10 protein-coding genes and 1 pseudogene are annotated in these 14,177 nt (G+C 42.1%); 8 read left to right on the top strand and 3 right to left on the bottom strand.

The features are described from left to right. Positions 1-169 precede the first annotated feature (169 nt). From galE to glpD, 7 genes are all read left to right on the top strand, one after another. Positions 170-1,183, top strand: a complete 1,014-nt coding sequence (galE, locus tag AC27JL_RS12730; protein ID WP_487195758.1) for a UDP-glucose 4-epimerase GalE — start codon at positions 170-172, stop codon at positions 1,181-1,183. Position 1,184: 1 nt separating this feature from the next. Continuing rightward, on the top strand, positions 1,185-2,249 hold the full coding sequence (locus AC27JL_RS12735; protein WP_058430005.1) for a UDP-glucose--hexose-1-phosphate uridylyltransferase: 1,065 nt from the start codon (positions 1,185-1,187) through the stop codon (positions 2,247-2,249). Continuing rightward, positions 2,239-3,387, top strand: coding sequence for a galactokinase (gene galK / locus AC27JL_RS12740; RefSeq protein WP_006791295.1), 1,149 nt, complete (start codon positions 2,239-2,241; stop codon positions 3,385-3,387). Before AC27JL_RS12735 ends, galK begins: the two co-directional genes overlap by 11 nt. 14 nt (positions 3,388-3,401) lie before the next feature. Continuing rightward, positions 3,402-4,403: a Gfo/Idh/MocA family protein gene (locus AC27JL_RS12745; protein WP_487195759.1), complete on the top strand. Its 1,002-nt coding sequence runs from the start codon at positions 3,402-3,404 to the stop codon at positions 4,401-4,403. A 27-nt stretch (positions 4,404-4,430) separates the two neighbouring features. Beyond that, the gene (locus AC27JL_RS12750) at positions 4,431-5,759 is read left to right on the top strand and encodes an alpha/beta hydrolase family protein (RefSeq protein ID WP_487195760.1); all 1,329 of its coding nucleotides are present in this window, start codon (positions 4,431-4,433) and stop codon (positions 5,757-5,759) included. A gap of 203 nt (positions 5,760-5,962) precedes the next feature. After that, a complete protein-coding gene (glpK, locus tag AC27JL_RS12755; protein ID WP_487195761.1) occupies positions 5,963-7,465 on the top strand; it encodes a glycerol kinase GlpK in 1,503 nt (500 codons plus the stop codon). A gap of 203 nt (positions 7,466-7,668) precedes the next feature. Then, positions 7,669-9,156 carry a glycerol-3-phosphate dehydrogenase gene (gene glpD / locus AC27JL_RS12760; protein ID WP_487195762.1) on the top strand — a complete coding sequence of 496 codons (1,488 nt, stop codon included), beginning with the start codon at positions 7,669-7,671 and terminating at the stop codon, positions 9,154-9,156. A gap of 82 nt (positions 9,157-9,238) precedes the next feature. On the opposite strand, the gene AC27JL_RS12765 is transcribed toward glpD, so the two are convergent. Together AC27JL_RS12765 and AC27JL_RS12770 are read right to left on the bottom strand one after the other, a co-directional pair. Next, a complete protein-coding gene (locus AC27JL_RS12765) occupies positions 9,239-10,180 on the bottom strand; it encodes a 2-dehydro-3-deoxygalactonokinase (protein WP_033018828.1) in 942 nt (313 codons plus the stop codon). A gap of 3 nt (positions 10,181-10,183) precedes the next feature. Then, positions 10,184-10,942: an SDR family NAD(P)-dependent oxidoreductase gene (locus AC27JL_RS12770; protein WP_475604069.1), complete on the bottom strand. Its 759-nt coding sequence runs from the start codon at positions 10,940-10,942 to the stop codon at positions 10,184-10,186. Between the two features lie 197 nt (positions 10,943-11,139). Between AC27JL_RS12770 and AC27JL_RS12775 the strand changes: the two are divergent. Continuing rightward, a pseudogene (locus tag AC27JL_RS12775) lies at positions 11,140-11,841 on the top strand (FadR/GntR family transcriptional regulator). Positions 11,842-11,904: 63 nt separating this feature from the next. On the opposite strand, the gene AC27JL_RS12780 reads toward AC27JL_RS12775, so the two are convergent. Further along, positions 11,905-14,037: an alpha-galactosidase gene (locus AC27JL_RS12780; RefSeq protein WP_487195763.1), complete on the bottom strand. Its 2,133-nt coding sequence runs from the start codon at positions 14,035-14,037 to the stop codon at positions 11,905-11,907. Positions 14,038-14,177: the final 140 nt, after the last annotated feature.

Genomic DNA, 14,177 nt, shown 5'->3' on the forward strand with positions numbered 1-14,177 from the left:
ATAATTAGACCGTTGTTGAATCAGTTTATAGAAAATATTAATAAAGTGACGGAGATAGCAGTGAGTGTTTTTTAATCATTTATTTGAATTTTGAACAATTCATAACTATTGTTTTTAAACTTCCTTAATAGTAGTATTTATCATATAAATATATTTTTCGAGAAACCACATGAAAGTTTTAGTGACTGGCGGCATGGGTTACATAGGTAGCCACACATGTATTGCATTACATGAAGCAGGCATTACACCTGTAATTTACGATAACTTATCCAATGCGAGCCCTCGTGTGCTTGATCAACTCGAAAAAATTACAGGTACACGTTTTGAATTTATTTTAGGTGATATTCAAGACGAGCAGCAGTTTAAACTTGCGCTTAAGCACACTCATGCTGAGGCTGTATTTCATTTTGCAGCATTAAAAGCGGTAGGTGAATCGACCGAGCAACCACTACGTTACTACCAAAACAATGTATCGGGCACATTAAGCATGCTACAAAACATGCAAGATGAAGGTGTTAATCATATAATTTTCAGCTCATCGGCCACTGTTTATGGCGAGCCAGACTACCTGCCTATTGATGAAAAGCACCCAATACGCGCTACCAATCCTTATGGTTGGACTAAAGTCATGGTAGAACAAGCCATGCAAGATGTATGTAATGCCAACAGCAAGTTTATGGGTATAGCACTGCGTTACTTTAATCCAGTAGGCGCACACCCAAGTGGTTTATTGGGCGAAAGCCCTAATGGTATTCCAAATAATTTAATGCCATTTATTGCTCAAACTGCGGTTGGTAAACGTGAAGTTGTTAATATTTTTGGTGACGACTACGACACCGAAGATGGTACTGGCGTGCGCGATTACATTCACGTTTTAGATTTAGCTAAAGGCCATGTAGCGGCATTTATGCAACATAAATCAGATACCGCCTTTCATGCATACAACTTAGGCACAGGCCAAGGTTATTCAGTGCTTGATATGATCAACGCATTTAGCGCATCAGCAGGTAAAGCTATTCCGTATAAAAGTGCACCGCGCCGTGCAGGCGATATTGCCTGCAATTACGCCGATGCCACAAAAGCGCAAACTACCCTTAACTGGCACGCAGAACTAACACTGAGCGACATGACCACCGATACATGGCGCTGGCAAACTAATTACCCAAGTGGGTTGGAGAGTTAATATGGCTTTATTAGAAAGTACTCACAGACGTAAAAACCCGCTAACGGGGCGCTGGGTATTAGTTTCACCGCATCGTAATAACCGCCCATGGTTAGGCGCAACCGAAGCCGTTAACGAAACAGTATTGCCAAAGCATGACGAAAGCTGCCCGCTTTGCCCAAGCAATACACGAGCAAATGGCGACAGCAACCCAGACTACAAATACACCCATGTTTTTAAAAATGACTTTGGCGCACTAACGCCCAATGCCAGCGAACAATCACAAAGCGTAGAGTCAGATAGCGATTTATTTATTGCTGATGAAGCAAGCGGCGAATGCCGCGTAATTTGTTTTTCGCCAGAACATAACAAAACATTACCAGAGCTTGAGCACGATGCCCTGCATGCGGTAGTAAAAACGTGGAAAGACAACTATACCGAGCTTGCACAGCAATACGAGTGTGTTCAGGTATTTGAAAATAAAGGCGAGATCATGGGGTGCTCGCAGCCCCATCCGCATGGCCAAGTATGGGCGCATTCGCACCTATCTACCGAAATAGAAGCCGAAGATACTCAGCAGCGTGCTTATTTTGATAAACACGGCACTGCTATGCTTGCCGACTATGTAAAAAAAGAACAAGTCGATAAAACCCGTGTCGTATTTGAGAATGAACACTGGCTTGTTGTGGTGCCTTTTTGGGCAGCATGGCCTTTTGAAACACTGCTTGTAACTAAAGACAACATTCAAAACTTTAGTCAGCTTAGTGATGTACAAACCGATTCACTCGCTCAGGCATTAAAAGTATTAACCACTAAATACGACAACGTATTTAACTGCAGCTTCCCTTACTCTATGGGGTGGCATAATGCACCAGCAAATCGTGGCTCTGATGAGCAACACTGGCGCTTACATGCACACTTTTATCCGCCACTACTTCGCTCTGCCACCGTTAAAAAACATATGGTTGGCTACGAAATGTTAGGCGAAAGTCAGCGCGATTTAAGCGCAGAAACAGCCGCGTCTATTTTAAAAGCAGCAAGCACCACACACTATAAAAATACAGCAGGACACACAGATGAAGCTTAATGAATTTCAACACCACTTTTTATCACTGTACGGTGCCCCTGCTCAGGGTATTGCAGCTGCACCAGGACGTGTAAACCTAATCGGTGAGTTTACTGACTACAACGACGGCTTTGTATTTCCGTGCTCATTAGAGTTTCGTACCCAAGTGATGTTTAAAGAGCGCGACGATAATACGATTACCGTGCAGTCCCTCAATTACCCAGGCGAGCAAGACAGCTTTAACGTTGACGAACCGATTAGCGAAGGTCAATCGCAATGGGGAAATTATATTCGCGCCGTTGCATTCGTATTAAAACGCGCAGGCCACACCTTACGCGGTGCTGATTTACTTATTGATAGTAACTTACCGCAAGGTAGTGGTTTATCATCATCGGCAGCATTAGAAGTGGCTGTGGGTGGTATGTTTAACCATATTGCACAGCTTGGTTTAAGCGAAGAAAAAATTGCACTACTAGGCCAAGAAGCTGAAAACGACTTTATGCATTGCCAGTGTGGCATTATGGATCAGCTCATTTCGGCAAAAGGCGAAAACGGCCACGCATTACTAATAGATTGCGAAAATTTGGCAACTAAGTCTGTGAAAGTGCCTGATGACTTAAACATTGTTATTGTAAACTCTAACTACCCACGTAAGTTAGTAGACAGCGAATACAATCAACGCCGTATTGATTGCGAACAAGCTGCTGAAAAAATGGGAGTTAAAACACTTCGCCAAGCAACTATGGCTAAGCTAGATGCTGTTAAAGCACAACTTAGCAATAACGAGTACAAACGTGCGCACCATGTAATTAGCGAAAACGACCGCGTTATCGCCGCAACTACAGCATTGCAAGCCAATGATATGGAGCAACTTCGTGAATTGATGGCTGCATCGCACCAATCACTTAAACACGACTTTGAAGTAACGGTACCCGCAACGGATGGCTTAGTAGAAATATGTAAAGAAGCCATGGGTGAGCGTGGCGCAGTGCGCATGACCGGTGGTGGTTTTGGGGGAGCAATAGTGTGTTTATGCCGCGATGCAGAAGTACCGCTAATTAAAGCCGCCGTTGAAAAACATTACTTTGAACGCTTTAACTTATACGCAGATATTTATGTGTGCTCAGCAGGCTCAGGGTTACAAATAACGTCTTTTTAAAAGTAGGTATTAATATGGCAAAGGTTAACTGGGGTATTATTGGGTGTGGCAATATTGCTCACACCTTTGCTAAAAGCATTGCGCATTGCGCTGATGCTCAGCTTATTGGCGCAGCCTCAACTAGTGAGCAGCGCGCAAACGAGTTTGCCACACATTATTCAATTAAAGGCTATGAGAGCTACCAGGCCCTTATGCAATGCCCAAACATTGATGCTATTTACATTGCAAACACTCACGACCAACACTTTCAAAGCATCGCCCAATGCTTGATGCATAATAAGCACGTACTAAGTGAAAAACCTATTACCGTTAATGCACAGCAATTAAAAAACTTAACCGCACTGGCAGAGCAAAAAAATTGTTTTTTAATGGAAGGAGTGTGGATGCGCTTTTTACCCGCCATTATAAAATTAGAGAAGCTACTAAGCCAAGCAGTTATTGGCAAAGTACATACCGTGCAGGCCAACTTTAGTTTACCCGGCACCTTTGCCAACACCCACCGCTTAATGAACCCAAATACAGCCGGTGGCGCTTTGCTTGATTTAGGGATTTACCCGCTATCGATTGCTGATGTGGTTTTTAATAAAGCACCTGAAAAAATCAGCTCATTTGTGCATAAGGCAGATACAGGTGTAGATGCGCGAAATATTACCATGCTCGATTATGGTAATGGTCAGTTCGCACAACTTAGCAGCGCACTTGAGCAAAACGGTCCAACCGAAGCATGTATTACCGGTGAACATGGCTTTATACGCATACCTTGGTTTGTAGGTGCAAAAGGTCTTGAGCTTCATATTAATGGGCAAGCTATTCAACATTTTGACTACCCATTTAGTGATGATGAAAACTTTAAATTTGAAATTGATCACGTTACTGAGTGCATACTAAATAAACAAATACAAAGCTCTATATTACCACTGAGCACAAGCTTACGGGTTATGACGATGATGGATAGCCTAAGAGACCAATGGCAGATTGAATATAGCGCGACTGTCGAATCTCATGACATAAATTAATAAAAATACACGCAACAAGGATACACAATGACAACAACACACCGTTTAAAAACGCTTTCAAAAGCAATGTTATTAGCCACGGCCAGTTTAACTACCGGTGCGGTATTTGCCGAATCAAATAAGCCTGAGCAACTTTATCCGCCAATAACTAGCGAAGTGCTCCCTGAATTAGCAGCTAAAGGCACCTATAAAGTAGGTGTAAAAACCCTAGACTTAGTTAATCCAGCGCAGTTTGATCCCACAACGCAAAGCCAAAAAGATCGCCCTTTAAAAGTTGAAGTGTGGTATCCAGCAGATAGTAAAGCAAACAAACCACTAACCAGCTACATAGATATAACACGCTCAGGCAAACAATTTACCTTACAGGCTGATGCACAGCGTGATGTTGATATAAGTAACGCCGATAACTACCCAGTTGTAGTACTTTCGCACGGTTATACCGGCTACCGCACAATTATGTACTACCTTGGCGAGCACTTAGCCTCGCATGGCTACATAGTTGTTGCGCTTGATCATACAGACTCCACAAACGCCCATGTAGATTTTAAAAACGCGCCCTATGCGGGCTTTTTTAGCACCTTGATTAATCGCTCACGCGATCAGCAATTTGTGATTAATTATTTTAACGAGCAAAGCAACTTTGCAAGCGAGCAAGTGGATCAAACTAGCGCAGGTGTTATTGGCTACTCTATGGGTGGGTTTGGTGCAGTTAATACAATTGGTGGTTGTTATGCCTTTAACGAGCAAACTACAGCCATGTTTACGGGAATGACTGACCCTGCTCAAATTAAACAAGTACAGCAACTGCTCAATAGCTGTGCAGGCGGGCAATATCAAAACCCGCAAGTAGACCCTCGTATAAAAACAATGGTGGCTATCGCACCTTGGGGTGGACAACATAACTTATTTAACGCTAAAGCAATGAAAAACATTAAAGTACCTTCACTTTATATTGCAGGCGACTTAGATGATATTTCTGGCTTTGAAGGTATTAAAAACCTTTACAACCAAACTGGCAGCGCCGACAAGTACATGCTTACTTATAAAAATGCCCGCCACAATATTGCACCACACCCAGCCCCTGCTATTGCCCAAAGCAGCAGTGAATTAGACTTAGGTCATTACTACGAGCCATCGTGGTCGTTGCGCACCATTAACGAAATAAATAAGCACTTTGTACTTGCGATGATGGATTGCCACGTAAAAGGCGTAAGCAGCCAGTGTAAATACCTAGATTTACCTCAAAATGGCGATCAAGCCATTGTTGATGGTAAACCGTTACCGCAGTGGTACGGCTTTGATAACCGCTTCTCTTCAGGTATGGATTGGCAACAAAGTAAGCCTCACAGTAAGTAATACCTAATTTAAGCGGCTATAAAACTTGATAGCCGCCTTCGCCTTAAAATATTGCCAAATAAAATAGCTTTTATATAAAAGGGTTAACTACAAAACGAGAATGTTTGTTTTTTAATCGGCTATTTTAAGAAAAAACCATTGCCATTAACCTTCGTTAAAGGCAATCTAGTCATATATAAGATAAGATAAATAACATAAATATCATGTCAAAATACATACTCTCAATTGATCAAGGAACCACAAGTTCTCGGGCCATCTTGTTTACAAAAGATGCAGACGTTTTTGGATCAGCACAACAAGAATTTTCACAGCATTTTCCAAAAAATGGTTGGGTAGAACATGACCCTAACGATATTTGGCAAACAGTGCTCAGCACTAGCCGTGAAGTGTTATCTAAAAACGACGTGAAGCCTGATGAAATTATTGCTATTGGTATCACCAACCAACGCGAAACAACCTTGGTATGGAACAAAAAAACCGGTAAGCCAGTGTATAACGCCATTGTTTGGCAAGATCGCCGTACCAGTGATTATTGCGAAAGCCTAAGCACTGACGAGCTTTGCCAAACGATTAGCGATAAAACAGGCCTACTACTCGACCCATACTTTTCAGCCACTAAAGTACGCTGGATTTTAGACAATGTAGAAGGCGCCCGCGCACAAGCAGACGCTGGCGAATTAGCCTTTGGTACGGTTGATACTTATTTATTATGGCACCTAACCGGTGGACAAGAGCATCGCACCGATGCCACTAATGCCTCGCGCACCATGTTATTTAATATTCATACCCAGCAATGGGACCAAGAATTACTCGACCTATTCGACATTCCTAAATCTATGCTTCCACAAGTCATGGATTCAGCAGACGAGTTTGGCTCAACCAGCGAAGATATTTTTGGTGCGCCAATACGCGTATGTGGTATTGCAGGCGATCAGCAAGCTGCGCTTGTTGGTCATGCTTGCTTTGAACAAGGTATGGCTAAAAGCACCTATGGTACGGGCTGTTTTTTAATGCTGAATACGGGCGAAAAAGCCCTTACATCTGAGAACCGCTTACTGACTACGGTTGCTTATAGATTAAATGGCAAACCCACTTACGCCATTGAAGGCAGCATTTTTATGGCGGGTGCCACTATGCAGTGGATTGTTGAAGGCTTAAAACTGTTGAGTCATGCAGGCGAAAGTGAATCACTAGTGAAAGATGTACCACTTGATCATGGGGTATTTTTAGTGCCTTCGTTTACAGGTTTAGGCGCACCCTATTGGGACCCTAACGCACGTGGTGCAATTTTAGGCTTAACCCGCGACTCTGGTATTAGCACTATTGTTGCCGCAGCTTTGCAATCGGTGGGTTATCAAACCAAAGATTTACAAAAAGCAATGGAACGTGATGGACTTCGCCCAAGTGTACTACGCGTAGATGGCGGTATGGTTAAAAATAACTGGGTACTCACCTTTTTATCTAACATTTTAGGTGCAACCGTAGAGCGCCCAACAGTCACCGAAACCACCTCGTTAGGCGTTGCTTATTTAGCCGGCTTGCAAGCAGGTATTTACGAGTCAACTGAGCAACTCGCTAAAATGTGGACCTGTGACCGTCGTTTTGAGCCAACAATGAGTGCTGATGAACGTAATGATTTATACGCAAAATGGCAGCACTGTGTAGCGCAAGTTAGGCTATCTAGCGACGATTGCCAACAACAATAATGTATGCAGCCGCTAATGAAATTTAGCGGCTTCTGAACCAGCTCAAACGCTATTTAAAAGCGCGTTTTACGCAGTTTGATTTTAAAAAGATCAGGCTAAAAAATTTAAAATCAAAAAGCCCGGTTAGCTATTGTCAAACACTGACGGTCGCTTTATGATGGTATATGTCTTATTTATATTACAAATAAAAAGGTTAGCTCACAGTGGAATTAGCAGATAACGAATACGACCTACTCGTCGTCGGTGGTGGTGTAAACGGCACAGGAATAGCAGCTGATGCAGCTGGCAGAGGTTTAAAGGTACTTTTGTGTGAACAATCGGACCTTGCTTGTGCGACATCGTCAAATAGTTCTAAGTTAATCCACGGTGGTTTACGTTACCTTGAGCATTATGAATTTAGATTAGTAAAAGAAGCTTTAGCTGAACGAGAAGTGCTGCTTAAAAATGCCCCTCATATTATGTGGCCACTTACTTTTAGATTACCACATCAGTCGCATTTACGCCCTGCATGGATGATCCGCATTGGCTTGTTTATGTACGACAACCTAGCCAAGCGCGAAACACTGGCTGGTTCTCGAGGTATTAAATTTGGCGAAAATAGCGTGCTAGAGCCGTCTATTGTAAAAGGTTTTGAATACTCAGATGGATGGGTTGATGACTCTCGTTTAGTTATTTTAAATGCCCTTTCTGCACAAGAAAAAGGCGCTACCATTGCTACACAAACCAAATGTGTAAACGCTAAACGTGAGCAAAATAAATGGCAGGTAACGCTTGAGCAACAAAATACTAAAAGTAAATACACTGTATCGGCTAAAGGCATTGTTAATGCAGCAGGTCCGTGGGTTGCAAAATTATTTGATGAAGCGCTAATTGAAAAATCACCACAAAATATTCGCCTTGTAAAAGGCAGCCATATTGTAGTGCCTCGCATTCACGACGAGAAAGAAGCCTATATTTTACAAAATAAAGATCAAAGAATTGTATTTGTTATTCCATTTGAAGATGACTATTCATTAGTTGGCACAACCGATGTAGAGCATAACGGCGCAGCTCAAGATGTTAAAATTAGTGATGAAGAAATCGATTACTTAATCGATATTACTAACAGCTACTTTAAAAACCACATTAAACGCGAAGACATAGTTCATACTTTTTCGGGTGTACGCCCGCTACTAGATGACGAATCTATTAATGCGCAAGCCGTAACACGTGACTACAAGCTAGAGCTTTCAAGTGAGAGTAAACATACTCCATTATTAAGCGTATTTGGTGGAAAAATTACCACTTACCGTAAATTGGCAGAAGCCGCTGTTGATAAGTTAGAAGACTTTTATCCGCAAATGGGTAAAGCATGGACTAAACACAGCGCATTACCTGGTGGCGACTTTGATAATGTTGAAGCACTGACTCAAGAGCTTAAATCTTTATACAACTGGCTACCAGAAGTGACGTTGAAGCGTTTTGTGCGTACGTATGGCACACGTACAAAAATTATTTTAGGTAATTCCACACAGCTCGGTGATTTAGGACATGACTTTGGCCATGGCTTATTTGCTGCTGAAGTTGATTACCTACTAAAACAAGAGTGGGCTGGTAATGCTTACAACATTTTATGGCGTCGCAGTAAACTGGGTTTACGTTTTAGCGATGAGCAAATTACAGTTTTAAATAATTATATTGAAACACGCTGATTAATAAGCTGTTTCATGATCACTATTTCCCGTTTTTCCCTTTATGGTTAACAAGCTATAAAGGGGTTTTTATTATTAACTATTAAGCCGACTGGTATAAATAGTTAAACCCACTAAGCGTTGCCGATTTAATATCAAACTCACTGCACTGTACCCCTATTTTTGTAAGCGCCTTGGTAAAACACGTGTTAAGTTGCTTAGTACCAATAACCACAACCTGCGTGTTGCTGAGTAGCTGCCATTCACTTGCATAGCGTGCTGCACGTACATCACTGCCTATTAGCACGCCCGATAGGTATGCTTTAGCTTGAACAGGGGTTAGTTCTTTGGACAATTGGCGTGTTCTTACACTAAAAATACCATGCGCTAAGTTACCGCTATCACTGCCCAATGTTAAATCGCAGCCTTGTTCAAACGCTTGCCAATCAAATTCACCTTCAGCGCAATCATCAGGAATTAACACGCTTTGATGACATAACAGGTCGTATAACTCGCCGGTCATAGCGGTTTTAAAACATATTATTTTACCATTATTAATAAGTACCCACTTGGTATGTGTGCCAGGTAAACACAGTAAAACTTTACCCGTTTGATACTGCTCGTTTTGTTTTAAAAAACCCAGTATTTGTAATTCTTCACCTCGCATGACATCAATTAGCGTGTTTTGTAACGTGCATTTTGTGCCTGGTAAAGCATTAATGGTGTGCCCTTCACATTCAAAGCTAACAGCAGCATCAAGCAAGCCTTCAGGGTTAATTGGGCACTCTAGATAAGGGGTTTCATGCCAGCCAATCGTTGATGTAATTTGGCCTGCAATATAAATAGGTAGTACACCATATTGCGCTGTCCAAGGTGTAATTGCGTGAATGAGTGTTTGTTGAAAGTGTTGATTAACTTTTACAACGCCAGGCCCGTCACGTTGCTCAATTAACGTTAACTCACTGCCCTCACCTACTTTACACAAGTAAGCACGTAAATGACTTGTGCCCCAGTCAACGGCTATAAACAAAGTTGAAGTAGTCAAACTTTAAAGTCTCCCACCGTCAATTTTAATGCCTTGCCCGGTGATCATACTGCTTTCATCGGCGGCTAAGAAAAGCGCTAAATTAGCGACGTCGTCTGGCGTTACTAATTTTTTAAGCGCCATAGCTTCCATCCATTTTACTTGTTCTTCTTCGGTGAACCAGCTTGCTAATTGACGCTCAGTTGCAACCCAGCCTGGTAATATGGCATTAACGCGAATACCAAATTCACCATAGTCACGAGCGAGTGCTTTGGTCATACCTATTAAACCCGCTTTGGCGGTTACATAACCTGCCATTTGCGGTTGACCCATAATGGCATTAATAGAACTAAAATTAATAATACTGCCAGCACCTTCTTGTTGCATAAACGACATAGCCACTTGAGAGGCAAAAAAAGCAGGATTTAAATTAATTTGTAAACACTGGTCCCAATCTTTAACCGTCACGTCTTCACTGGCTTGACGACGGTCGTTTGCCACATTATTTACAAGTACATTTACGCTACCAAGGGCAGCACACGCATCGACCAGTGACTTTTGCAAAGCGTTCGAATCAGTGACATCAACTTGCCTGTACCATAAATTAGCATCGGGTAAATCGCTAATGAGTGTTTGCGCCGCTTCATCATCTATATCAATAAATGCTACTTTGGCTTGCTGTTTAACAAACGACTCAACCATGGCTCTGCCAATGCCTGACGCACCACCAGTGATAAAAATAACCTTGCCAGAAAGACTGTGATATTGAGCTTGAGTGTTCAAAATTAAATTTCCTTGCAGCATGTTTTCAGTTCAACTTAAACCCTTTAAAAACGATTACTTAGAGAAAAAGAGCCAAACCAAGTTGTTATTGCTGTGTTAAAATAATTAGCGATTTAAAAGTTTATACCATATCCTTACGTACATTAATATGATATATGATATATAATTAAGCAATAATGAACTCGGAAATTCGCACGATGAAAACTCAACCTCGCCAAAATTTAACTCACCAACTAACCCATGATTTAGGGTTTGCAATAGTGCGGGGCGTGTATCCTGTAAGCGAAGGATTACCATCGGAAGCTGATTTATGCATTAAGTACAATGTAAGCCGCAGTGCAACGCGCGAGGCAGTAAAAATGCTCTCTGCTAAAGGGCTTATTTCATCGCGTCCAAAGCAAGGTATTCGTGTATTACCAGAAAGTAGTTGAAATATGTTTGATACCGACGTACTTCGTTGGATTTTAAGCAGCAAACCGTCACTATCATTATTAAAAGAATTTACCCAAGTACGTGTTGCACTTGAACCACAAGCAGCCGCGTTAGCCGCAATAAGCGCTACGCCAGAGCAGCTTACAGAAATTGATAACGCACTTGCGCGCATGGCTGATGCCGATGAAGGGTTAGACGATCCGTTAGAAGCCGACATCGCCTTCCATACCAGTATTTTAGTAGCCAGCAACAACCGATTTTTTGTACAACTGACTGAATTTATTAGTACTGCTCTCAGAGTAAGTATTCGTTACACTAACCATATTAAAGGTGTACCAGGCGCTGACGTAACTAAACACGCTGATATTTTAGACACAATAAAATCTGGGAATCCCGAGCGCGCTAAAAAAGCGGTCGAAACAATTTTAGAAGAAGCGCTAGAGCTCATCGAATCTAAACTCGATTGATGACTAAAAAAATATCATTAAAAAAGGGAGCTACTTAGCTCCCTTTTTACTGCTTATTATATTTTAAGCTTTGTTAAGCTCAAAAATAAGTGATGTTTGCGGGAATGAAATTGGCATTTGTAGGCCAAATTCCATTAACGCTTCACCCGTAAAGGTTTGCCCGTTGACGGCGGCAATAGACGAAGGGCGGTATTCTTCAAACTTAACAGGCCACACTAAATTAAGTGTGTACTGTGTATCTGCATCCAAACCAACAAAACGAAGCTTATTAGGCGCAGTACGCGGTGTTTCGCGCACGCTGTTATACGCAAATAACGCTTTTGATTTTTGCTCGTCGATTAAACCAAAGTTAATTGATAAATCGTCGCTATCGAGGCGGTACAAATCGGCAGCATGAATAAATTCACGGTGCTCTTTGTGCAGCGCAATAGCCGCTTTAAGCGCATTGTATTCGTGATCGGTCAGCTCACGTGGGTCCATTTCAATTCCCATGTGGCCAAACATGGATACCGCAGCACGCATTTCAATGCTCACATTACGCCCTGTAATATGACAATCACGTGGGCCTACGTGTGCACCCATAACCGACGATGGGAAGAAGAACGAACAACCACGTTGAATTTCAAGACGGTCAAGCGCATCGTTAGAATCTGACGTCCATACACGGTCTGTGTGTTCAAGCACACCATAATCTACACGTGCACCACCTGACGAACAGCTTTCTATTTCAAGGCCTGGGTGCGCCGCTTTAATGCGATCGATTAAGCGATACAGCGCCAGTGTTTGCTGATGTACCGCAGGCTTACCATCAAAGTTACCCGCATGGTTAATATCGCGGTTCATATCCCATTTAATATACTTAATTTTTGGGTACTCAACCAAAATATCGTCAATGGCTTTGTATAAATATTCAACCACCTCAGTGCGCGTTAAATCAAGCACAAGCTGGTTTCTAAAGCTCAGTTGCTCGTTATTTTCTGAGCCTAAGACCCAATCAGGGTGAGCGCGGTATAAGTCGCTATCTGGGTTAACCATTTCTGGTTCAAACCAAATACCAAATTCCATGCCTAAGCTATTTACATGATCGATGACTGGCGATAAACCATCTGGGTAAATTTCGTAATCTACTGTCCAATCACCTAAGCCTGCAAAATCACCGCGGCGACCTTTAAACCAACCATCGTCTAGAACAAAACGCTCAATACCTAATGGTGCTACTTTATCGGCTAACTGCTTAAGCGTATCTACATCGTGGTCAAAATAAATACCTTCCCACGTGTTGTAATGCACCGGGCGTGTTTTTTCACGCTGTGCTTGGCTAAGTAAATTAGCCTTAACAAACTGATGAAAATTACGCGAAAGCGCGCTAAAGCCGTCGCTCGAAAACGAGCCATAAATACGTGGGCTCTGATACGTTTGGCCTTTAGCAAGGGTTAGCTCGCCCGGTAATAATAACTCACCCATTTGCACATAACGGCGCCCTTCTGGTAGTAGCTCAGCGCGTAGCTTGTTGTTACCACTCCAGCCTAAATGAAAGCCATAACACTCGCCTTGTTGCTCGCCTGCGCCTTCGCTATGAACTAATAAACCAGGGAATACGTCGTGCGATGTTTTACCTTTACGGTTTTCACGTACAAAGCTACCTAGTACTAAATCGACAGATTGACGTTGAAACTCGTTTGACCAACGCCCTTCAAAACTTATAATTTTGTTCACGCTATCGGGTAGCTGGAATGTGGGTGCTGCACAAAAATTAACGCTGAGTGGTGAATCACTTAAATTAGTTAATACCGTATGCGCGCTTAACACATTGGTATTGTTATCAAGCGTAATACTATGAACGACTTCAATTCCACGTAATGTATCTTCACTTACAAACTCAAGCGTTGATGATGATGGCTGACGAACCTCTTTTAACTTTGGCCCTACAGACCAAGCAATAGAGTCGTTTACAAGCTCAAGGCCAGGTGCACCAGTAAAGCCCTCACCTAAAAGTGGAGAAAGAGAAATAGGCGCTTCTTCAACTGAGGCACATTTTACCTCTTGACGGGTAGCAAGCTGAGCAAGCATCAACTCAGTTGTTTGCTCTGATAGGCGTTTACCAAAATACAGTAACGCAGGTGTTTTACTTTGGCAGTTGAAAATAACGGTGCTGTTTACACTGTCTAATCGATAAAATGATTTAGTGTTGGCCATGATTTTCCTATCCTCTTATTCATTGTGTGAGTTATTAATATACCGAGATGATGTTAGCGATAGGCGTTAACGCGATCTCTAAAGTGTTCAGGCACAATCTGATAGATGGCGAACATTAATAATAGTATATATCATATAAA

Source organism: Pseudoalteromonas sp. 4NS20-0020, from assembly GCF_057554385.1.